20 protein-coding genes and 2 riboswitches are annotated in these 22,361 nt (G+C 30.1%); of the genes, 17 read left to right on the top strand and 3 right to left on the bottom strand.

All coding sequences use genetic code 11. The features are described 5' to 3' along the window. The first annotated feature begins 293 nt into the window (after positions 1–293). From arcA to BFN48_RS09605, 12 genes are all read left to right on the top strand, one after another. Complete coding sequence (arcA, locus tag BFN48_RS09660) at positions 294–1,535, top strand: arginine deiminase (RefSeq protein ID WP_069650705.1); 1,242 nt, start codon at positions 294–296, stop codon at positions 1,533–1,535. A 227-nt stretch (positions 1,536–1,762) separates the two neighbouring features. Continuing rightward, positions 1,763–2,758, top strand: coding sequence for an ornithine carbamoyltransferase (argF, locus tag BFN48_RS09655; RefSeq protein WP_069650704.1), 996 nt, complete (start codon positions 1,763–1,765; stop codon positions 2,756–2,758). Between the two features lie 53 nt (positions 2,759–2,811). Next, the gene (arcC, locus tag BFN48_RS09650; protein ID WP_069650703.1) at positions 2,812–3,753 is read left to right on the top strand and encodes a carbamate kinase; all 942 of its coding nucleotides are present in this window, start codon (positions 2,812–2,814) and stop codon (positions 3,751–3,753) included. 25 nt (positions 3,754–3,778) lie between these two features. Beyond that, a complete protein-coding gene (locus tag BFN48_RS09645) occupies positions 3,779–4,576 on the top strand; it encodes a TrmB family transcriptional regulator (protein WP_069650702.1) in 798 nt (265 codons plus the stop codon). A 183-nt stretch (positions 4,577–4,759) separates the two neighbouring features. Continuing rightward, positions 4,760–6,178, top strand: a complete 1,419-nt coding sequence (locus BFN48_RS09640; RefSeq protein ID WP_069650701.1) for a YfcC family protein — start codon at positions 4,760–4,762, stop codon at positions 6,176–6,178. Positions 6,179–6,326: 148 nt separating this feature from the next. Then, positions 6,327–7,739, top strand: coding sequence for an MATE family efflux transporter (locus BFN48_RS09635; RefSeq protein ID WP_069650700.1), 1,413 nt, complete (start codon positions 6,327–6,329; stop codon positions 7,737–7,739). A gap of 1 nt (position 7,740) precedes the next feature. Next, positions 7,741–8,313: a DNA-3-methyladenine glycosylase I gene (locus BFN48_RS09630; protein WP_069650699.1), complete on the top strand. Its 573-nt coding sequence runs from the start codon at positions 7,741–7,743 to the stop codon at positions 8,311–8,313. Positions 8,314–8,461: 148 nt separating this feature from the next. Further along, positions 8,462–9,850: a sulfurtransferase gene (locus BFN48_RS09625; RefSeq protein ID WP_069650698.1), complete on the top strand. Its 1,389-nt coding sequence runs from the start codon at positions 8,462–8,464 to the stop codon at positions 9,848–9,850. Between the two features lie 610 nt (positions 9,851–10,460). Beyond that, positions 10,461–11,522: a 4Fe-4S dicluster domain-containing protein gene (locus BFN48_RS09620; RefSeq protein ID WP_069650697.1), complete on the top strand. Its 1,062-nt coding sequence runs from the start codon at positions 10,461–10,463 to the stop codon at positions 11,520–11,522. Positions 11,523–11,613: 91 nt separating this feature from the next. Continuing rightward, positions 11,614–11,811: riboswitch (cobalamin riboswitch) on the top strand. A 163-nt stretch (positions 11,812–11,974) separates the two neighbouring features. Then, entirely contained in the window at positions 11,975–13,216 is a 1,242-nt protein-coding gene (locus BFN48_RS09615; RefSeq protein WP_069650696.1) for an aspartate-alanine antiporter-like transporter, read from the top strand. A 23-nt stretch (positions 13,217–13,239) separates the two neighbouring features. After that, entirely contained in the window at positions 13,240–14,739 is a 1,500-nt protein-coding gene (locus tag BFN48_RS09610; protein WP_069650695.1) for an acetyl-CoA hydrolase/transferase family protein, read from the top strand. A 25-nt stretch (positions 14,740–14,764) separates the two neighbouring features. Next, positions 14,765–15,613 (top strand): YitT family protein, encoded by an 849-nt coding sequence (locus BFN48_RS09605; RefSeq protein WP_069650694.1) that lies wholly within the window; start codon positions 14,765–14,767, stop codon positions 15,611–15,613. 83 nt (positions 15,614–15,696) lie between these two features. Here BFN48_RS09605 and BFN48_RS09600 read toward each other — a convergent pair whose 3' ends face one another. From BFN48_RS09600 to BFN48_RS09590, 3 genes are read right to left on the bottom strand one after another with little or no spacing between them, the layout of a single operon-like run. After that, complete coding sequence (locus BFN48_RS09600) at positions 15,697–16,500, bottom strand: MetQ/NlpA family ABC transporter substrate-binding protein (protein ID WP_069650693.1); 804 nt, start codon at positions 16,498–16,500, stop codon at positions 15,697–15,699. Positions 16,501–16,512: 12 nt separating this feature from the next. Then, a complete protein-coding gene (locus BFN48_RS09595; protein ID WP_069650692.1) occupies positions 16,513–17,166 on the bottom strand; it encodes a methionine ABC transporter permease in 654 nt (217 codons plus the stop codon). Further along, the gene (locus tag BFN48_RS09590; protein ID WP_069650691.1) at positions 17,159–18,169 is read right to left on the bottom strand and encodes a methionine ABC transporter ATP-binding protein; all 1,011 of its coding nucleotides are present in this window, start codon (positions 18,167–18,169) and stop codon (positions 17,159–17,161) included. The genes BFN48_RS09595 and BFN48_RS09590 overlap by 8 nt, the downstream gene beginning before the upstream one ends. A gap of 123 nt (positions 18,170–18,292) precedes the next feature. Further along, a riboswitch (SAM riboswitch) is annotated at positions 18,293–18,399 on the bottom strand. 229 nt (positions 18,400–18,628) lie between these two features. Between BFN48_RS09590 and BFN48_RS09585 the strand changes: the two genes are divergently transcribed. The 5 genes from BFN48_RS09585 (at position 18,629) to BFN48_RS09565 (ending at position 22,245) form a co-directional block, all read left to right on the top strand. Further along, positions 18,629–19,213, top strand: a complete 585-nt coding sequence (locus BFN48_RS09585; RefSeq protein WP_069650690.1) for a metal-dependent hydrolase — start codon at positions 18,629–18,631, stop codon at positions 19,211–19,213. Positions 19,214–19,228: 15 nt separating this feature from the next. Continuing rightward, positions 19,229–19,864, top strand: a complete 636-nt coding sequence (locus tag BFN48_RS09580; RefSeq protein ID WP_069650689.1) for a regulatory protein RecX — start codon at positions 19,229–19,231, stop codon at positions 19,862–19,864. Between the two features lie 42 nt (positions 19,865–19,906). Then, on the top strand, positions 19,907–20,500 hold the full coding sequence (locus BFN48_RS09575) for an SOS response-associated peptidase (RefSeq protein WP_069650688.1): 594 nt from the start codon (positions 19,907–19,909) through the stop codon (positions 20,498–20,500). 213 nt (positions 20,501–20,713) lie between these two features. Further along, on the top strand, positions 20,714–21,133 hold the full coding sequence (locus BFN48_RS09570) for an FMN-binding protein (protein WP_069650687.1): 420 nt from the start codon (positions 20,714–20,716) through the stop codon (positions 21,131–21,133). Between the two features lie 74 nt (positions 21,134–21,207). Continuing rightward, entirely contained in the window at positions 21,208–22,245 is a 1,038-nt protein-coding gene (locus BFN48_RS09565) for an FAD:protein FMN transferase (protein WP_069650686.1), read from the top strand. Positions 22,246–22,361: the final 116 nt, after the last annotated feature.

The following is a 22,361-nucleotide window of genomic DNA, read 5'->3' as shown; positions in this document are numbered from 1 at the left end:
CGAAGTTTTTTCATGAAAAAAATTTTTTTGAATAAATATTCTTTTTGAAATTTATAGTGGGGTACAAATACAAATTTAAATTATGAAATATACAGAATAATACAATTCAAGCAACAGTATATTGAGTGAATATTAATAATTTAATATAAAATTTATACATTTTTGAATATTAAAATGCAAAAATATAAAAATACGATGAATGAGTTAATTTGACAAAAAATTCTTAAAAACATATACTTAAGGTGTGATAGTAACTACCAGTGTAGTGTAGACAATAAACGGGGGGTTATGTAATGGCTAAGGAAAACGTTTTACACGTATATTCGGAAATTGGCAAACTGAAGAAAGTTCTTTTGCACAGACCGGGGAAAGAAATAGAAAATTTAACTCCTGACCTAATGGATAGATTATTGTTTGATGATATACCTTATTTGAAAGTTGCTAGAGAAGAACATGATATTTTTGCACAAACACTCAGAGATAATGGAGTTGAAGTAGTGTATCTCGAGGATTTAACAGCTGAGTCTCTTACAGATGATGATATTAAAGAAGAATTTATAGACGAGTTTATTAAGGAAGCAAGTATTAATAGTAGGAAGAAAAGAGAACTTGTAAAAGAATATCTCTTGAGCTTTTCTACTAATAGAGAAATGATAGATAAAATGATGGAAGGCATTAGAAAAGAAGAAATAAAAGATTATAAGAAGGTTTCTTTAGTAGATATGATAGAATCTGATTATCCTTTTATAGTTGATCCAATGCCGAACCTTTACTTTACTAGAGATCCATTTGCAACAATTGGCTCAGGTATATCTTTAAATCATATGAAAACAATAACGAGAAATAGAGAAACATTGTTTTCAAAATATATTTTTAAATATCATCCGATGTTTAAAGATATTGAAATACCATTCTGGTATAACAGAAATGAAGATACTTCTATAGAAGGTGGGGATCAACTTGTTCTTAGTGAAAAAGTACTTGCTATAGGTGTATCTGAAAGAACAGAAGCTGCTTCAGTTGAAAAATTAGCAAGAAGAATTTTTAATAATGGAGAGAAATTTGAAGTAGTATTAGCGTTTGATATACCAAAGAAAAGAGCTTTTATGCATTTAGATACTGTGTTTACTATGGTTGATTATGACAAGTTTACAATACATCCTGAAATAGAAGGACCACTTACCGTATATTCATTAAGAAAAGGAGAAAAAAAACACAATTTAGTAATTGAAAAAGAAACGATGGAGTTAAGTGATATATTAAAGAAATACTTAAATCTAGATAAAGTTACATTAATTCGATGTGGAAATGGAAATAAAATAGATGCAGGTAGAGAACAGTGGAATGATGGTTCTAATACTTTAGCCATTGCACCAGGGGAAGTAGTAGTTTATTCGAGAAATCACGTTACAAATAGATTGCTAGAAGAACACGGCATAAAGCTTCATGTTATTCCATCTTCAGAACTTTCTCGTGGACGTGGTGGTCCAAGATGTATGTCAATGCCACTAATTAGAGAAGATATTAGTTGGTAGCTAGTAGTCAATAGTTATAGGATGTTAATTAAGGTTTAGTTAAAATATTTTTAGACCAAAATCTTTGATTTGAATAAATTATAAGGGAGATTTTGCTCATATCCATAAACGGAAACTATATTTAAAATTATCCATAATTTGATAAGGTATATAATTTCCTATGGATTATAAACAATATTTTGAATATACAAAATATAAAATAAATTAAATTTAAAGGAGGAGTTAAAATGCCAGTTAATTTAAGAGGAAGACATTTATTAACATTAAAAGATTTCACTCCACAAGAAATTAAATACTTACTAGATTTATCAATGGATTTGAAGAGAAAGAAAAGAGCAGGAATTAAAGGTAACTTACTCGAAGGCAAAAACATAGTTTTATTATTTGAAAAAACTTCAACAAGAACAAGATGTGCATTTGAAGTTGCAGCATATGATGAAGGCGCAAATGTTACATTCTTATCAAACAGTCAAATGGGTAAAAAAGAATCTATAGAAGATACAGCTAAAGTTTTAGGAAGATACTATGATGGTATAGAATTTAGAGGATTTAAGCAAGAAACTGTAGAAGAAATAGCTAAACATGCAGGAGTACCTGTGTGGAATGGTCTTACTGATTTATATCATCCAACTCAAATTCTTGCAGATTTCTTGACTATTATGGAACATGTAAATAAACCACTTAATAAAGTTAAGCTTGTATTTGTTGGAGATGCAAGAAACAACATGGGCAACTCATTAATGATAGGAGCTGCTAAAATGGGAATGCATTTCGTAGCAGTTGCCCCAAAAGAATTATTCCCATCAGAAGAATTAGTAAATGAGATGAGAGAAATAGCTAAGGAAACAGGAGCAGTTATTGAACTAACTGAAAACATAGATGAAGGAGTTAAAGGTGCAGACGTAATTTATACAGATGTTTGGGTATCAATGGGTGAAGAAGACAAGTTTGAAGAGAGAATCAATTTATTAAAACCATATCAAGTGAATATGGAAATGATTAATAAGACAGGAAATCCAGATGTAATTTTCATGCATTGTTTACCTTCATTCCACGATACAAATACAATTATCGGTAAAGACATATATGAAAAGTTTGGTTTAAAAGAAATGGAAGTAACAGATGAAGTTTTCAGAAGCAAACATTCAGTAGTATTTGATGAAGCAGAAAATAGAATGCACACAATTAAAGCAGTAATGGTTGCAACTATTGGAAATCTTTAAAAATAACAGGGGCCTGTCCCCTGTTAAATTAAACTAAAAGAGGAGGAGTAAATATGAAGAGAAAAATTGTTGTTGCTTTAGGTGGAAATGCTCTTGGTAAGACACCAAAAGAACAATTGGAATTAGTTAAGAATACAGCTAAACCTATAGTTGATTTAATAGAGAGTGGAAATGAAGTTATTATTGCTCACGGAAATGGACCACAAGTTGGTATGATAAATTTAGCTATGGAAATTGCTTCTAAAACAGAAGGTAGCACTACTCCAGAGATGCCATTCCCAGAATGTGGAGCTATGAGTCAAGGTTATATAGGGTATCATCTTCAAAATGCAATAAGAGAGGAGCTTTTAAATAGAGGATTAAATATTCCAGTAGCTACGGTTATAACACAAGTTATTGTAGATAAAGATGACCCTGCATTTAATAATCCTACAAAACCAATAGGCGCATTTTATACTGAAGAAGAAGCTAAGAAATTAGCGGAAGAAAAAGGATATATAATGAAGGAAGATGCAGGTAGGGGCTTTAGAAGAGTAGTACCATCTCCAATTCCAGTAGATGTTGCTGAAAAAGAAGTAGTTAAAACTTTAGTTGATAATGGTCATATTGTAATAACTGTTGGAGGTGGTGGAATACCAGTTGTAAAAGAAGGAAATAGTTTAATCGGTGTTCCAGCAGTTATAGATAAAGATTTTGCGAGTGAAAAAATAGCAGAAATATTAGATGCTGATTATTTAATAATTCTTACAGCAGTAGAAAAGGTTGCAATAAACTTTGGTAAGGAAAATGAAGAATGGCTTGATAAATTAACAGTTGGTCAGGCTGAAAAATATATTGAAGAAGGTCATTTTGCTCCTGGTTCAATGTTACCAAAAGTACAAGCTGCAATAAAGTTTGCTAAGTCTAAAGAAGGTAGAAAGGCATTAATTACTTCTCTTGAAAAAGCTAAAGAAGGAATAGAAGGAAAGACTGGAACATTAATAGTTAATGAGTAAACAATAGGGAAGGACTTACAATTAAATGAATGAAGAAAAAATAATAGAGAAATTAATGGAAATTGGTATAAATAAGTACGAAGCTAAAGCCTATATAGCTCTTTTAAATAAACCTGATATAACAGCTTATGAATTAAGCAAACTATCTGGCGTTCCGCAGGCTAAAATTTATGAAACTATGTCTAAGCTTTTAGATAAGAATCTTGTAAATATAATTAGTGATAACCCTGTCAAATATGTAGCTGTAGATTTAGAAAGCTTTTTAGATTCATATAAAAAGAAAGTAAATAGTACAGTAAAATATTTAAAAGATAGCTTAAAAAGAATGAATTCAACAAATAAGATTTCATATATGCTACACTTAGAGGGAATAGAAAATATAAGAAACAAGATTAAAAAAGTTCTAGCTAGAACAAATAAATTTTTATATTTGGAAATATGGAATGTAGATTATGAATATTTTAAGGACGAATTAAAATTTTTAGAGCAAAAAGGCATAGAGATAGTAACTGTACTTTATGGTACTGTTAGTGAAGAAATAGGTGAGATTTATTATCATGAAATGGAAGAAATGGAATCTGATGCTTTTAAACATGGTAGATGGTTCACGTTAGTATCTGATGGTCAAGAATCTTTATTTGCTATGTTTAATGGAGATAAATCGCAAGCCATATGGACAGAAAACAAGGCTTTTATGTTGATGGCGGAATCATTTATAGTTCACGATATTTATCTTGCAGAAGTGTATAAAGAATATAAAGAAGAATTAGATAAGAAGTTTGGGCCCAATCTAAAGAAGATAAGACAAAAAATACACATATGATTTTCGATTTTAATTATTTTGTTTCTTTTTCTTTTTTTTAGAGATGATTGATAAAAAAATAACGATTTTTTAAAGATAAAGTTCTTGGTATAAAAAAATTAACTAGTTATAATATTAATGTGAATGTATAATAAAGTATTCTAAATACACACAAGAAAAACTTGAAAACAAGGAGGGGTACAAATGAAAAAACTTAAAATGCCAACTGCATACACTATTTTATTTGCAATTATAATAGCTGTAGCAATATTAACATGGATTGTACCAGCAGGTCAGTATGATTATGTTGATCCTAATGCTGCGAAGAAAGAGCCGATTCCTGGTACTTATCATCTTGTTGATAGAAATCCGCAGGGATTTAAAGAGGTAGTAATGGCTCCTATTGAAGGATTTTATGATGCAGTTGATGTAGCTTTATTTGTTATAGTGATAGGTGGTTTCTTGGGAGTTGTTATGAAAACAGGTGCTATAGATGCAGGAATAGCTAAAATAACAAGAGACTTAAAAGGTAAGGAAAAATGGATGATTCCAATTCTAATGATACTTTTTGGATTAGGTGGAACAAGTTTTGGTATGGCAGAGGAAACTATAGCATTCTATCCATTGTTGTTACCTGTATTTATAGCAGCAGGGTATGATTCTGTAACAGCTATATCAGTTATAATGTTAGGAGCAGGTGTAGGAGTACTTGGTTCTACAGTAAATCCATTTGCAACAGGAATAGCATCAGGATTTGCAGGAATTTCGTTAGGTGAGGGTATTGGATTAAGATTATTAATATTAATAGCAAGTGAGTTAGCGGCTATTTTGTTTGTTATGAGATATGCAGAAAAAGTGAAAAAAGATCCGACAAAATCCATTGTGTACGATATGTGGGAAGATAATAAGAAGCATTTCTTATCAAAGAAGCCTGAAAATGAATTCCCAGAATTAACTGGTAAGAGAAAGTTTATATTATTTTTATTTGCTCTAACTTTTATAATTATGGTATTTGGAGTTATTCCTTTTGAAGATATAGGTATTACAGCTATTCCGACTTTATGGTGGTGGTTTGGTGAATTAACTGCACTATTTTTAGTCTCAGCAATTGTTATTGGTTTGACTGCAGGTATGAATGAAAAGGAACTTGTATCAGCGTTTGTAGAAGGAGCACGTGACTTATTAGGTGTTGCATTAATAATTGGAGTATCTCGTGGTATTACTGTCGTAATGAATGCAGGTAATATTACAGATACTGTGCTTAATTTAGGAGAAAAAACTTTATCACAAACAGGTTCTGTGCCGTTTGCTATATTAACATACTTATTCTATATACCATTATCATTCTTAATTCCTTCTACATCTGGATTAGCAACTTTATCAATGCCTATTATGGCGCCGTTAGGAGATTTTGCAGGAGTTGCAAGACATATAGTAATAACTGCTTATCAGTCTGCTTCAGGTATTGTTAATTTAATTACTCCTACTAGTGCAGTTGTTATGGGAGGTTTAGCTATAGGTAGATTATCTTATGATAAATGGTTAAAACACACATGGAAACTTTTAGTGATATTAATGATAATAATTATTGCTGCATTAAGTTTAGGAGTAGTAATGGGATAATCTAAGGTAAAGCTAACGATTAGTAATTTAAATTGAGACACCTTCTGGCTAAAATAGCTCAGAAGGTGTTTTGATTAAGAGTAAATTAAATTGTATAATAATTAAAGTAAATTCAAAAACGTGCTATCAGAAATGAGGTAAAATAAGCATGAATAATAATAGATTAACAGAAGGAAATATATTTAAGTCAATAATAAAATTAGCTTTGCCTATTATGGGGACATCTTTTGTTCAGATGGCCTACAACATGACGGATATGATATGGATTGGTCGAGTAGGAAGTAAAGCTGTTGCTGCTGTTGGAACGGCAGGTTTTTTTACTTGGTTAGGGATGGCTTTTATTCTTATATCTAAAATAGGAGCAGAGGTTGGTGTAGCTCAATCTATAGGGAAAAAAGATATACAAGCTGCTAAGAAATTTATTAGGCATACTATTCAGATTAATATATTACTTGCGCTGCTTTATGGAACATGTTTGTTTATATTTCGTAATCAACTGATATCTTTGTTCAATTTAAGAGATGTCGAAGTTATTAATATGGCTGTTAATTATTTAAAAATAATAGCTTTAGGCATAGTTTTTTTCTTTATAAATCCAATATTTACAGCTATTTTGAATGGATATGGTAATAGCAAAACTCCTTTTATTATAAATACTATTGGATTAATTATTAATATGGTGCTAGACCCTTTACTTATTTTAGGACTTGGGCCTTTACCAGCTTTAGGTGTAAAAGGTGCTGCTTTAGCAACTATTACCGCACAATTTATTGTTACTATGATTTTTGTTTATAATGCGAATAATATGATGCTTTTTTCAGAAATTCACTTATTTAAACTTCCAAAAGTTCATTATGTTAAAAGAATAGTAAAAATTGGGTTGCCTGTTGCTATGCAGAGCGGATTATTTACAATATTTGCAATGATGATTGCAAGAATTATTGCTAATTGGGGAGAAATACCTATAGCAGTACAAAAAGTAGGCTCTCAAATTGAAGCGATATCATGGATGACTGCTAGTGGTTTTTCAACAGCAATAAGTGCTTTTGTAGGACAAAATTATGGAGCTAATAAATGGGAACGAATTTACAAAGGGTATTTTACAGCGATAGGAATTGTAAGTATTGTAGGTGTAATTGCTACATGTTTATTGATATTTGGTGCAAGACCGATATTTTCAATATTTATACCTGAAGAAGAAGCGATTAGACAGGGGGTAATTTACCTTAGGATTTTGGGATTATCTCAGCTTTTTATGTGTATAGAAATTACTACAGCAGGTGCTTTCAACGGACTTGGAAAGACATTGCCTCCTTCTATTGTAAGTATTGTATTAACTGGACTAAGAGTACCAGCATCTATGGTTCTTTCATCTAGTAATTTACTAGGACTAAATGGTGTATGGTGGAGTATAAGTATGAGTAGTGTTTTTAAAGGTATTATTTTGATGACGTGGTTTATTATACTGCTAGTAAAAAGTCCATACTTTAAAAAAGATAAGTTGGAACTGTTTTTAAAGAAAATGGGAGGTAAAATTAAATATATTAAATGGGGGGACTAGAATGAAAAAAAGATGTGGATGGGTAAGTGATGACCCTATATATGTAAAATATCATGATGAAGAATGGGGAGTACCTATTCATGATGATGGGAAACTATTTGAATTTTTAGTATTAGAAACATTTCAGGCAGGTCTTAGTTGGATTACTATTCTTAAAAAAAGAGAAAATTTTAGAAAAGCATTTGATAATTTCGATCCTGTAAAAATATCAAAGTATGATGAAAGTAAAATTGAAGAGTTAATGAAAAATAAGGGTATTATTAGAAATAGAAAAAAGATTGAGGCAGTAATTAATAATGCTAAAGTTTTCTTAAAGATTCAAAAGGAATTTGGTAGTTTCAATAAATACTTATGGCAGTTTGTATATAATAAGCCGATAGTAAATTCATGGACAGACGAATCTTTAATACCATCTAAAACAGAGTTATCTGAAAAAATAAGCAAAGATTTAAAGAAAAGAGGATTTAAATTTTTTGGTCCAACAATTTGCTATGCTCATATGCAGGCAGTAGGAATGGTAAATGACCATATTACAGATTGTTTTAGATATAAAGAGTTAAAAGGGAAATATTAGTTATTTTATAGTGAAGAATGATGTTAAATTGGATATTAATTATAAATTATTTAAATAATATCAGATTATATTATAGAAAAAATTAATTTGAGTATGTAAGTTGCTTCTGTTAGAATGTTTTCGGAAAATTCTAAAAGGAGGAGCTTACATGTTCAAAAGAAAAAGTCTTTTATTAGTTTTAGTAATGATTCTATTGGTAAATTTAATTATTTTTAGTGGTTGTACACAAAAATCACAGCAAGAAGCAAAAAATGTAACGCTAGATGACGAAAAAAAATCTGAAGTAAAAGTTATTACAACAGAGGAATTAAAAAAGAGATTAAATGAAGATAATTTAATATTAGTTGATATTCGTAGTTCTGCTCAGTATAATGGATGGAAATTAGAAGGAGAAAAAAGAAGCGGACATATTAAAGGAGCAGTAGATTTTCCTTATTCGTGGATAAAAGATAAAAAATTAAAAGATGAAGATATAAAAAGGATATTAAAAAGCAAGGGTGTAACTACTGAAAAGACTGTAGTTGTATATGATGCTAGAGGTAAAAATGTTCAAGATATGGCTAATATTTTAAGAAGTTTGGGCTACGAGAATGTTTTAATTTATAATTCTGGTATTGTTGAATGGTCTAAAGATGAAAGTTTACCGATGGAGAGCTTAAAAAATTATGAAAAATTGGTTCATCCTAAATGGATTAACGATTTAATAAATGGGAAAAAACCAGATACTTATAATAATGATAAATATGTGATATTTGAAGTTAGTTGGGGACCACCAAAAGATTATAAAAAAGGGCATATACCAGGTGCAATACATTTAGATACGAATTTAATAGAGGAAGAACCTCTTTGGAACAGAGTTTCTGATGAAAAAATTAAGAAAGTGCTTGAAGATTATGGTGTGACATATGATACTACTGTGATATTATATGGTGCAGATACAATGGCTGCGGCTAGAGCTGCTTCTATAATGATGTATGCAGGAGTAGAAGATGTTAGATTATTAGATGGTGGTTTTAATGCTTGGGTTAATGCGGGATATCAAGTTGAAAAAGAAGTTAGAATGCCACAACCAGTAGATGATTTTGGAATTGAGGTTCCTGCACATCCTGAATATATAATAGATATTGAAGAGGCAAAGCAAATACTTAAAGATGAAAATGCTTTGTTAGTAAGTATTCGTAGTTGGGATGAATATATTGGTAAGACGAGCGGATATAGTTATATTAAACCAAAAGGGCGTATTGCTGGAGCTGTTTGGGGCCATGCAGGTTCAGATCCATACCATATGCAAGATTATAGAAATATAGATAATACTATGAGAAACTACCATGAAATTGCGAAGAATTGGGAAGAGTGGGGTATTACTCCAGATAAGAAGATAGCATTTTTCTGTGGAACTGGATGGAGAGCGAGTGAAGCATTTTTCTATGCATATTTAATGGGATGGGAGAATATCTCAGTATATGATGGTGGATGGTATGAATGGAGTATGGATGAATCAAATCCAGTAGAATTTGGGGATCCAAGGCAAAATTAATTTTTGAAAAACTCCTATCTGATGATAGGAGTTTCACGCTTAGTTGAAAAATATAATTTTGTCAACAAACTAAAACTCTTATCTGATGATATGAGTTTTTTGAAAGGAAGAATATATAAAAATGATTAATATTATATTAGTTGTTTACGTTTTTCTAAATTTAATAGGATTTTTGTTAGAACAGCTTTCAAGTGTTTCAATGTCTGTTTATCGCGATTTGTTTTGTCGTCGTAGATTATTAGATAATATAATATTTATCCCAAATTTATTAAACTCATATAAGTTAATAATATTTTTAGGAATAATAATACTTATTTTTTTATTTAAAAGAGTTAAACATTTAAATAGAATAAATATGAACAGTAAAATCTTGCAAATAAATATTTTATATAATTTATTTTTTAGTTGTTTTTTTTTGGTTTTGATTATTTTATATGAGAGTATTAACTTTTTATCTATCCCTTGGTTCGTTCTAAGTTATGCTTTAATCTATGTAATAAATCTTATTGATTTATATTTTAATTTGAATATTATGTAAAAGATAAGTATGTTATAATAAATGATGAAAATATAGAAATATAATTCTAAGTAGATGAATGGAGTGTTCATTTTGAAAAGGATAGATGAAAGAGATACAATGTTTGCGAGGATGAACTATAAAAAAGGTACGCCTCAATATGAAGATTATTATAAAAGGAATAAAGATAAAAAGGAAATAGATGATGATATTAGAAATAGACCTCAAATATGTGGAGAAGGTACAGCTACTTATAATCCAATAAATTCACCAATTGCGGTAGCAAACTTTAGATTTTTGGGAGATATAATGAATTATGTTGAAGGAGCAGTTAATTCCGTTAAAGTTGAAGTTAATGCTGAGGATATGACAAAAAAGATAAAGGGACTAGCTAAGTATTATGGAGCTAAATTAGTTGGAATAGCAAAGATGAAAGAATACCACTATTATAGTCATAGAGGTAGACGAGAAGATGTATATGGTCAAGAAGTAGAAGCTAAACATCCTTATGGAATAGTTTTTGCAGTTGAAATGGATAAAAATATGATTAATAGAGCACCTCAAGTATCTGAAGTGATAGAAACATCAAAAGCATATGTGGATGCAGCTGTAATAGGAATGCTTTTATCTTATTATATTAGGGAATTAGGTTATGATGCAAGAAATCATATGGATGGTAATTATTTAGTTGTAGCTCCGCTTGTAGCAAGAGATGCAGGGATTGGCGATATAGGAAGAAAAGGAATAATAGTAACGAGAGAGTATGGTTCAAGAGTTAGATTAGGAGTAGTTACTACAGATATACCACTAATACCCGATGAGAGAATAGATTTTGGATTAGAGGAATTTTGTAAGGTGTGTAAAAGATGCGTAAGGACATGTCCTGGTAGAGCAATTCCTTCAGGAGATCCAGTAGAGATAGATGGAATAAAAAGATGGCAGATAAAACAGGAAGACTGTTATAAGATGTGGAGAAGTTTAGGTACTGATTGTGGAATATGCATAAGCAGTTGTCCGTTTAGTCAAGGTATAGATTTAGAATTAATAGATAGAATAAAAGAATCAAAAGAAGTAATTGAAAAGATATTAAAAGAACATGACGAAAAATATGGTATAAGACCATATATTAAAGATTCGCCAGACTGGCTTGCATAATTATATATTTGATTAATAAAATTTAAAAAATTTTTCTTTTTTAATATATTCATTGACAATTTATAATTAGTTTAATAAAATGTGATTAAAATAAAATACGGAGCTCTATGGTGCTTATGAGGAATATCATAAGCTTAAAAGGGAAGTTCGGTGAAAGTCCGACGCGGTCCCGCCACTGTAACGAGGAGCACAGTTATATAAAAGCCACTGTTTCTTTTGGAAGAAATGGGAAGGGAGTAACTGTGCAATGATTCGAAGCCAGGAGACCTGCCATAGGGAACAATACCGTTTTTACCCACGAGGATGGGGAGGTATTATGTGTAGTATAGGCCGATTTATGTGATTAAAGTCGGGTAGTTACTATTATTGTCATAATACACCTTATTCCCAAGTGGGAATAAGGTGTTTTTTCATTCAGTTATAATTTAAAGCTAAAATAAAGGAGAGATAAAATGAGCTTAAATGTTACAATGTTCATAACTAATCCTTTTGTGTTAATGTTTGTTTCGGTTTTTCTTGGACAATTATTAGGCAAAGTTAATTTTGGCAGATTTAAACTTGGCAGTTCGGGAGGACTATTTACTGGACTTATAATAGGATGGTTCATATATAGGAATTATGCTTTGCCATATAAAGATTTAGAGCAGATGCCGATATATGCTGAAAAAATATTAGAACAAGGTGTAATTTCGAAAGATTTTTTCTTGTTTACTCTTATATTATTTGTAGCAGCAGTGGGACTTTTGGCTTCAAAAGATTTAGATAAAGTATTGAAAAAATACGGTCTTAAGTTTGTAATTTTAGGAATTGTTATTACATTTACAGGAGCGTTTGTTACTTATATTATGACCTTAATAAGTAAAGGACAAAATCTATTTGCTATTTCTGGGGTTTATACAGGAGCTCTGACAAGTTCTCCAGGATTGGCCGCTGCACTTGAGTCTGTTTCTATCTATGGCAAGGAAGCAGAAAGTATGGTTGGATTTGGCTATGCGATTGGTTATATACCAGGTGTTCTTATTGTTATTTTAGCTATGCAATTTATACCATTAATTTTTGGGATAGATATTAATAAAGAAAAAAAGGAATTTTTTAAAGAAATGTATCCGGCTAAAGAAGAATGTGTTAAAGACAGAGAAGTACAATTTGACTTGATAGCATTTGTTTTTGTTTGTTTATTTGGTATATTTATTGGAAATTTAAAAATATATTTGGGTCATACAATAAATTATTTTAATTTAGGTACAACAGGTGGTGTTTTAATATCATCTCTATTGCTTGGCTATATAAGGAAAATAGGTTTCTTAAATTTTAGAATGAATAGCAAAGTATTGAGTGTAATACGTGAATTAGCACTCTCTTTTTTCTTAACTATAGTGGGGTTAAGATATGGATATTCTGCTTTAACATCACTTACGGGTTCAGGTATATATTTAGCCTTAATAGCGTTAGTTTGTGGTTTTTTTTCGATATTTGCTGGTTTTATTATAGGAAGATATGTATTCAAAATAAATTGGATTGTTCTAGCAGGAGCACTTTGTGGTGGTATGACGAGCACTCCGGGTTTAGGTGCTGCTATAGATGCCACAAACTGTGATGATGTAGCTGCTGGCTATGGAGCAACTTATCCATTTGCACTTTTAGGTATGATTGTCTTTACTATCATATTATATAAACTACCAATTCAATTTTAAGGAATTAATAAGGAGGAGTGGATATGCTTGATAACAGAATAAGAAATAAAGAATTATTAAACAAAGTGATGTCTGCTGAAGAGGCTGCTATGTTAATTAAAGATGGGATGAATATTGGTACAAGTGGGTTTACTCCATCTGGTTACCCTAAAGCAGTTCCATTAGCATTGGCTAAAAGAGTTAAAGAAACAGGTGAAAGGATAAGAATAGGGTTGTTTACAGGGGCTTCTGTAGGGGATGAATTAGATGGTGAGCTTTCTAGAGCTGGAATTATTGCAAAGAGATTACCATATCAGACTAATGAAAGCATACGAGATTATACTAATAGTGGTGGTTGTGAATTTCTAGATATGCATTTAAGTCATGTACCTCAATATACGAAATATGGATTTTTAGGGAAAATAGATATTGCAATAATCGAAGCTGTTGCAGTAACAGAGGAAGGGCATATAATACCTTCTACATCTATCGGCTGTTCACCTACATTTGTGCAGATGGCTGAAAAAGTGATTGTTGAGATTAATACAAGTCAACCTCTTGATTTAGAAGGTATGGCTGATATATATATTCTCAATGATCCACCTAATAGAAAACCGATACCTATTGAAAGGGTAGATCAAAGAATTGGGACTGTGTATATTCCATGTGGATTAGATAAAATAGCAGCGATTGTAGTAACAGACATTGTTGATAATGTCAGACCTTTAGCTCCAATTGATGATATTTCAGAGAAGATATCAGGATATCTTATAGATTTTCTAGAACATGAAGTGAAAGTAGGTAGACTTCCACAAAATTTACTACCTTTACAATCAGGTGTTGGAAGCGTAGCAAATGCAGTTCTAGCTGGGCTTCTAAAATCAAAATTTGAAAATCTAGTCTGTTATACAGAAGTAATTCAAGATTCGATGCTTGATCTTCTTGATTCAGGAAAGGCGTTGTTTGCTTCAGGTACTTCTATAACTCCTTCTAAAGATGGGCTTGTAAGATTTAAGGAAAGGATTAAATTATATAAAGATAAAATAATTCTAAGACCTCAAGAAATAAGCAACAATCCAGAAATAATAAGAAGATTAGGTGTAATAGCGATGAATACGGCTATAGAGGCTGATATTTATGGGAATATTAATTCTACAAATATATTTGGTTCAAGAATGATGAACGGTATAGGTGGTTCTGGTGATTTTACTAGAAATGCACATATTTCCATTTTTACGACTCCATCTACTGCTAAAAACGGAAATATATCTTCAATAGTTCCTATGGTTTCACATCATGATCATACAGAACATGATGTGATGGTAATAATTACAGAGCAGGGAGTAGCTGATTTAAGAGGATTGAGTCCAAAAGAGCGTGCTAAGGTTATAATAGAAAACTGTGCACATCCTGATTTTAAACCGATGTTAAGAGATTATTTTAAAAGAGCACAATCTAACAAATATAAACACACTCCACATATACTAAGTGAAGCTTTATCATGGCATGATAGATTTTTAAAATCAGGGACAATGAAAATATGATAACTTTGAGGTTAGAGGTGATGTTATGAGAAATATATTAAAGGATTATATTATAATAAGTATAGGAATCATTATTGTAGCTTTTGCATTAAGTTTTTTTCTTGTACCAGCAGACTTGGCAGTAGGTGGGATTACAGGGCTTGCAATGGTAATTAAGAGTGTATTTCCTTCAGTATCTATCGGAGCTTTAATGTTTATTATGAATTTAATACTGTTTGTTGTAGCATTTTTGCTAATTGGTACTCAATTTGGAGCAAAAACAATATATGCTAGTTTTGGACTTTCAGGAGCTATGTGGATTTTCGAAAAATATTTTACTATAAATGGACCATTGACAGATGATATATTATTGAACTTGTTTTATGGTATTCTTATCCAGGGAATAGGTATGGCAATAATATTTTATCAAAATGCTTCAACTGGTGGTACTGATATTATAGCTAAAATATTAAACAAATTTTTCTCGATAGATATAGGCAAATCACTATTAATGGCTGATTTTGTAGTTACATTGTTAGCTATACTTACTTTTGGAACTAAATTAGGATTATATGCTTTATTAGGAGTAATAATGAACGGATTTATTATAGATAATGTAATAGAGGGGCTTAATGTTAAAATGAATGTTACAGTAATAAGCTCAGTTCCTAATAAGATAAAGAGGTTTATAACAAAAGAACTTGAAAGAGGAGCTACAATTTATTATGCAGAGGGTGCATATACGAATAAAACTAGACCTGTTATAATGGCTGTTATGAATAAAAAAGAATTTATCAGATTAAAAAGCTATATAAAGAAAATTGATAATAAAGCATTTGTTACAGTATCTACAGTACGTGAAGTATTAGGTGAAGGGTTTAATATGTTTGAATAAGGAAACCCTCCTCTTAAAACAACAAATTAAGAGGAGGGTTTAATATGTTTAGCCTTAATATTAGTTAACAATTTCAAAGAGTATTAAAATGCTGGTATAACTCCTCCATTATACTCTTTTTCAATAAATTTCTTAACTTCTTCTGATTGAAGAGCTTTAATTAGTGCCTTTAATTTTGGATTGTTTTCTTCTCCTTTTCTAACAGCTACAATATTTGCGTAAGGAGAATCACCATCTTCAAGCAAAATAGCATCTTTTGTAGGTATAAGACCTGCCTCTAAGGCATAATTTCCATTAATCACAGCACCGTCAACATCTTTAAGTACTCTTGGAAGTTGAGCTGCTTCTAAGGATTTAAACACAAATCTTTTTGGGTTTTCAATTATATCTTTTTCTGTAGCTTCAAGACCTGCATTTTCTTTAAGTTTTATAAGCCCATTTTTTTCAAGAAGTATAAGAGCTCTGCCGCAGTTTGTAGGATCGTTTGGTATAGCAATAACTGCACCTTCTTTTAATTCTTCCACTGATTTTACTTTTTCTGAATATAATCCAAGTGGTTCAACGTGTATTGCTCCTATAGATACAATATCTATATTGTTTTTCTTAGCAAAGCTATTCATATATGGTATGTGTTGAAAGAAGTTTGCATCAATTTCTTTTTCTGCTAAGGCTAAGTTTGGTTTTACATAGTCAGTAAATTCAATAATTTGTAAATCTATCCCTTGCTCTTTAAGTTTATTTTTTACTACTTCAAGTATTTGCGCGTGAGGTACTGGAGTAGCCCCAACTTTTAGTACATTATTATCTTCTTTTGAAGATTGGCAACCACTAAGAATAACACCACCTAATATAGAAATAATTAGTAATAGAATTAAAGACTTTTTCATATTTATTCCTCCTTATCTTTTTTTACTAATATTCAATGCAATTTTATTGCCTATAGCTTGTACTCCCTGTACAAGTAGAATAATTATTATTACAGATGCAATCATTACACCAGTTTCAAAACGATAAAGCCCATAACGTATTGCTAAATCTCCTAAACCACCTCCTCCAATAGCACCAGCCATAGCTGAATAGCCAATTAAATTTATGATTGTTAGAGTGATACCAAGTACTAATGAAGGCAAAGCTTCAGGAATAAGTACTTTAAAAATGATTTGTGGGATTGTAGCTCCCATTGCTAAAGCTGTTTCTATAACTCCACTATCTACTTCCTTAAAGGAACTCTCAATAATCCTTGCTACAAAAGGAGCAGCTGCAATTGCTAATGGTATTATACTGGCTGTAGTTCCTATAGAAGTTCCTACAAGGATACGCGATAGAGGGAAAACTAGAATCATCAAAATAATAAATGGAAAAGAACGACATACATTTATAATAGTTCCTAGTATTGAATTTAGTATAGGTTTTTCCCAAATACCGTTTTTTTCTGTAACTACTAGTAAAATACCTAGAGGGAAACCTAGAATTAGAGCAAATATTGTTGAGGCTGTTACCATGTAAATTGTTTCCCATAAAGAAGGAAAAAGTAATTCTATCAAATTATCCATTCCATACAACCTCCAATCCTATTTTCTCTTTTTTAAGCCATTTGATTGCATTTTCTATTTCATCATTCTTTCCGTAAATTTGTATAAGCAGAGTCCCTATATTTGTTGTTTGTAATTCATTTATATTACCTGATAGAATATTAATATCTATTGAAAAATGTCTAATCAATTGAGAAATAATAGGCTTTTTTACAACTTCACCTAAAAGTTTTAATCTAATAACCCTAGAACCAGACGCCTTAGGAAAACTAATTTCTTCTTTATTATGTTGAATATGTGAAACAAAGGCTTTAGCAGTTTTTGTTTTAGGATTTGTAAATATTGTTTCAACTGTATCTAACTCGATTATTTTTCCATTTTCAATAATTGCAACTCTATCGCAAATATCACGAATTACTTCCATTTGATGTGTTATAAGAACTATTGTAAGACCAAATTTACTTTGAATTTCTTTAAGAAGTTTCAAAATAGATTTTGTTGTCTTAGGGTCAAGAGCAGAAGTTGCTTCATCACACAGTAAAATATCTGGTTGATTAGCAAGAGCACGAGCTATAGCAACTCTTTGTTTTTGTCCTCCACTTAACTGGGAAGGATAGGCATTCCTTTTATCTGAGAGTTCAACTAAAGATAACAAATTTTCTACTCTTTCTTTAATTTGTTTCTTGTTATAACCTGAAATTTCAAGTGGAAAAGCTACATTTTCAAAAACAGTTCTTGAGTTAAGGAGATTAAAATGTTGAAAAATCATTCCAATACGTTTTCTTATTTCCCTGAGTTCATGTTTATTTAAAACCGTTATGTCTTTTTTGTTAATAAAAACACTACCACTAGTAGGTTTCTCAAGAAGATTTATACAGCGAATAAGAGTAGACTTTCCTGCTCCACTTAAACCCATGATTCCAAAAATTTCACCTTTTTTTATTTCTAAATTGATATCTTTTAAAGCATGTATTTTTTCATTTTTACTTTCATATATTTTGCTGAGATTTTGAATTACAATCAATTACTTCACTCCTTTATCAATTTAATGTACTAAATTAAAATAGTTATAATAATACCCCTTCTGCAGGGAGGGTATTAAAAAAGCCTCTTTCAGATGAAAGAGGCATAAAAAACTTATTTCTCTCTCTCATCTCTCGGTATATCTTATACCGCAGGAATTGGCACCTTGTGTTTTGGAACACAGGTTGCCGGGCTTCATAGGGCCAGTCCCTCCACCTCTCTGGATAAGAGCGTATTATTTATTTTTGTCACTATAGTCTAAAATTCTAAATCATTTTATAGAGTTTGTCAATACTTTTTTTTTGGTTAAACAGTTTTTGTTAAAAAGCACTAAGAAACAAACTTATTTAAATAGCTTTGTTTCAGCTATTTAAATAAGTTATAATCTATGGTATACTAGAACTAGTGTTCTATATATTTATAAGAAATATTTATAAGAATCAGCCGGAGGATACAAAAGATGAAGGGTAAGACACATGTTATGCTAGGAATTGCAGCTGGGGTTACTGCCATTTCAGATTATTCTTTGGAAAAGGGTATTATTTTTATTTCTTCAACAGTTTTGGGGGCTTTATTACCAGATATAGATCATCCCAAGAGCAAATTAAATCAGAAACTTCTTTTTAGGAAAAATAAAATATTTAAATTTATATTTTATATAACTTTAAGTTTTGGATGTATTTATTTCGGTATAAGTTTAAACAGTAGGCTTTTAAAAATTTTATCTATAACTTTAGCCTTTACAGGATTATCTCATCATAGAGGATTTACTCATAGTTTGTTAGGTCTTTTACTATTTTCAATGGTTGTTAAAATTTTAGCAATAAGATATAATTTAATTGGAGTATATAAAGGTTTCATTATAGGCTATATTAGCCATTTAATTGCTGATTTTCTTACTAAGGGAGGCATAGAGCTATTTTACCCATGTAGTATTAAAATTTCATCTCCTTTTACTATAAAAAGTGGTAGTGAAGAAGAATTGATATTGAAGGGTTCATGCTTTTATTCGATTTATGTTTTGCTCAAGATTATAGGGATTTAGAAAGAAGGAATAATTATGGGCATTGTTACCAAAATAGTTGAACAAAAAAATAATAAAGAAAAAGTTAATATATATATTGATCATGAATTTTTTGCTGGGGTTCATAAAGAAGTTATTTATAAATTTAGAATTGAAGAAGGAGTTCAAGTAGATAAAGAAAAGTTAGAACTTCTAATATTTGATGAAAACCTTAAAAGAGCTAAAAATAAAGCTTTTAGTATATTGGCGAGAACAATGCATAGTGAGATGTTACTTAGAGATAAGTTATCTAAAGAAGGTTATCAAGATGAAATTATAGATAATGTAATAGAAATTTTAAAGAATTATAAAATGGTTGATGATGAAGAATATGCAAAAAGTTATGTTAGAAATAAATTAAGTAGCAATAAATATGGAAAAAAACGTATCATATTTGAATTAACAAAGAAAAAAATAAGTGAAGATATAATAAACAAAGTTATTTCAGAAATAGAAGATGAAAAAATTTATGAAAATGCAGTTTATTTAGCTAAGAAAAAATTAAGAAGTATAAAAGATAAGGAGAGAAATAAAATATATCAGAAGTTATCTCAACATTTAGCCTATAAAGGATACGATTATGAAATTATAAGAAAAGTTGTGAATGCTGTTATGAAGGATTTTAGCAGTTAAAATTAAGAAATCTAATTGTTGATTATAAGTAGGAGTGGTTATATGTGTGGGAGATATTATCTTTTTGCCGATATTGAGGAAATATCAAGAAGATTTAATATTAATTATTGTGATGTTTTAATTAAATCTATGCCTGAGATATTTCCCTCAAATGAAGTCCCTATAATCATAAATAATGGTAACAAACGAATGATAAAGCTAATGAAGTGGGGATTTGATTTGTCATATTTAAAAAAATTGATTATAAATGCAAGAAGCGAGACTATAGATACTAAAAAGTTATTTAAATATTCTTTTTACAATAAGCGATGCCTAATTCCAGCTAGCGGCTTTTTTGAATGGAAGAAGGAAAATGGCAAAAGTATAAAATATAAAATATATTTAAAAGATAAAAATTTATTTTCAATGGCAGGAATATACAGTTCTTTTAAAAATAAAAATGGAGAATATGTAGATTGCTTTACTATATTAACTACAAATGCTAATAGAAAAATTAGCAGTATTCATAATAGAATGCCTGTTATTTTAGATAGGGATAGTGAACAAATATGGCTTAATAATAGTATTAAAGATGAAAACCTTAAAGAACTTTTAAAGCCGATAGATGATGTAAAAATTGAGATATCAAGAGTATAAAATTTGAATTGAGATATATTATATTCTTTACTTAAGGCTAATGATATAATAATATTATTTATGTGTAGATAATATAACAAAATCTTCGATTTAAATAAATTAAGGAAGATTTTGTTGAAATCCATTACGGAAATTATATTCAAAATTATCCACAGCTCAGCAAGGAATATAATTTCCTATGGATTATAAAAATATCGAAAAGGAGTTTTGAGCATGAAAAGGATATCTTATATTATTATTTTTACAATAATTACAATGTTAGTTATAACAGGATGCAATTCAGTAACTGACAAGAATATGAGTTATAAAGATGGTACTTATAAAGCGTCTGATGATTATGATAAATATGGTTGGAAAGCAGAAATTTCAATAACTTATGAAGATGGTAAAATAGTTGATGTTGTATTTAATGAAGTTAATAAAGAAGGCCAAAATAAAAATGAAGATAAAGAATATGCTGAAAAAATGAAAGAAGCATCTGGAATAACTCCAGAAGACGTTAAGATTAAATTGGAGAAGGAGCTTATTAGTAAACAAGATGTTGATAAAGTAGATGTAGTTACTGGTGCAACGTATACTAGCGAAAGGTTTAAAAAATTAGCTAAAAAGGCTATGAATAAGAATATGAAATAAAGGCTTTAGAGTTTGACTCTAAAGCCTTATAATATAATTGGAGTTAAAACTGAAGTATGAATTGGAGGATTGAAATGGGAAAAACAAGGAGAGTAATTTATTTGTTTTTAATTGCTGTAATGATTTTAAATTTAGTAGGGTGTTCAAAAGAAGTAAGGAACAAACCATTAACAAAAACGGAATTTCTTTTAGGAACTATAGTGACACTGAATATATATCAGAATATCGATTCAAAGATTTTAGATAAGGCATTTGAAAGGATTAAAGATATAGATAGTAAAATGAGTAAGAACATTAAAAATAGTGATATTTATAAAGTTAATATTAACTCAGGAAATGGTTATATCAAAGTTTCTGAAGATGTATTTGATGTAATTAAAAAAGGAATATATTATTCTGACTTATCTAATGGGAAATTTGATATTACTATAGGACCTTTAGTTGAATTATGGGGAATAGGCACAGACAGGGCTAAAGTGCCAAGTTCAGAAGAAATAAACAACACAATAAAATTAATTGATTATAAAAAGATACTATTAGATGAGAAAGAGAAAAAAGTAAAGCTTATGGAAAAAGGTATGAAAATAGATCTTGGAGGAATCGCGAAAGGCTATGCCGCTGATGAAGTAGCTGATATTTTAAGAAATGAAAATGTAAAGCATGCTATTATAAACTTAGGAGGAAATATTTTTGCTTTAGGCAGTAAACCTGATGGATCTCCTTGGAATATAGGAGTTCAGAATCCTTTTACTAAAAGAGGAGAATATATTGGAATAGTTAAGGTTATAGATAAGACTGTAGTTACGTCAGGTATATATGAAAGATATTTTGAGCAGAATGGAAGAAGATATCACCATATATTAGATCCTTATACAGGATATCCAGTAGAAAATTCATTAGTAAGTGTTTCGATAATAGCAGATAAATCAATTGATGCGGATGCACTTTCAACTCTTACTTTTTCTTTAGGACTTTCTGAAGGAAAAAGGCTAATAGAAAATCTAGATGGAGTAGAAGCTATATTTATTACCAAAGATAAACGTGTTTTTATTACAGATGGACTTAATAATACTTTCAAGTTAACTAATCCAGATTTTTATATGCAAAAATAAAAATGCGGCTATTTTTAGCCGCATTTAATGTTATAGACAAACTTATCTTTTTAAATATCTATGAAAATAAAAGTGAATGCTTGAAAGAATTTAGTTAAAAAAACTAGGTGAAAATT

Origin of the sequence: Caloranaerobacter ferrireducens (genome assembly GCF_001730685.1) — a bacterium.
In the GTDB taxonomy this organism is placed as follows: domain Bacteria; phylum Bacillota; class Clostridia; order Tissierellales; family Thermohalobacteraceae; genus Caloranaerobacter; species Caloranaerobacter ferrireducens.
This window is presented reverse-complemented; position numbering and strand designations above follow the sequence as displayed.

What these genes read in the sequence shown, in the direction of transcription:
- BFN48_RS09635 (WP_069650700.1), top strand. Translation starts at nt 6,327, where the DNA reads ATGAATAATAATAGATTAACAGAAGGAAATATATTTAAGTCAATAATA.
- arcA (WP_069650705.1), top strand. Translation starts at nt 294, where the DNA reads ATGGCTAAGGAAAACGTTTTACACGTATATTCGGAAATTGGCAAACTG.
- BFN48_RS09585 (WP_069650690.1), top strand. Translation starts at nt 18,629, where the DNA reads ATGAAGGGTAAGACACATGTTATGCTAGGAATTGCAGCTGGGGTTACT.
- BFN48_RS09580 (WP_069650689.1), top strand. Translation starts at nt 19,229, where the DNA reads ATGGGCATTGTTACCAAAATAGTTGAACAAAAAAATAATAAAGAAAAA.
- BFN48_RS09600 (WP_069650693.1), bottom strand. Translation starts at nt 16,500, where the DNA reads ATGAAAAAGTCTTTAATTCTATTACTAATTATTTCTATATTAGGTGGT.
- BFN48_RS09630 (WP_069650699.1), top strand. Translation starts at nt 7,741, where the DNA reads ATGAAAAAAAGATGTGGATGGGTAAGTGATGACCCTATATATGTAAAA.
- BFN48_RS09640 (WP_069650701.1), top strand. Translation starts at nt 4,760, where the DNA reads ATGAAAAAACTTAAAATGCCAACTGCATACACTATTTTATTTGCAATT.
- BFN48_RS09565 (WP_069650686.1), top strand. Translation starts at nt 21,208, where the DNA reads ATGGGAAAAACAAGGAGAGTAATTTATTTGTTTTTAATTGCTGTAATG.
- arcC (WP_069650703.1), top strand. Translation starts at nt 2,812, where the DNA reads ATGAAGAGAAAAATTGTTGTTGCTTTAGGTGGAAATGCTCTTGGTAAG.
- BFN48_RS09595 (WP_069650692.1), bottom strand. Translation starts at nt 17,166, where the DNA reads ATGGATAATTTGATAGAATTACTTTTTCCTTCTTTATGGGAAACAATT.
- argF (WP_069650704.1), top strand. Translation starts at nt 1,763, where the DNA reads ATGCCAGTTAATTTAAGAGGAAGACATTTATTAACATTAAAAGATTTC.
- BFN48_RS09645 (WP_069650702.1), top strand. Translation starts at nt 3,779, where the DNA reads ATGAATGAAGAAAAAATAATAGAGAAATTAATGGAAATTGGTATAAAT.
- BFN48_RS09615 (WP_069650696.1), top strand. Translation starts at nt 11,975, where the DNA reads ATGAGCTTAAATGTTACAATGTTCATAACTAATCCTTTTGTGTTAATG.
- BFN48_RS09570 (WP_069650687.1), top strand. Translation starts at nt 20,714, where the DNA reads ATGAAAAGGATATCTTATATTATTATTTTTACAATAATTACAATGTTA.
- BFN48_RS09575 (WP_069650688.1), top strand. Translation starts at nt 19,907, where the DNA reads ATGTGTGGGAGATATTATCTTTTTGCCGATATTGAGGAAATATCAAGA.
- BFN48_RS09625 (WP_069650698.1), top strand. Translation starts at nt 8,462, where the DNA reads ATGTTCAAAAGAAAAAGTCTTTTATTAGTTTTAGTAATGATTCTATTG.
- BFN48_RS09605 (WP_069650694.1), top strand. Translation starts at nt 14,765, where the DNA reads ATGAGAAATATATTAAAGGATTATATTATAATAAGTATAGGAATCATT.
- BFN48_RS09610 (WP_069650695.1), top strand. Translation starts at nt 13,240, where the DNA reads ATGCTTGATAACAGAATAAGAAATAAAGAATTATTAAACAAAGTGATG.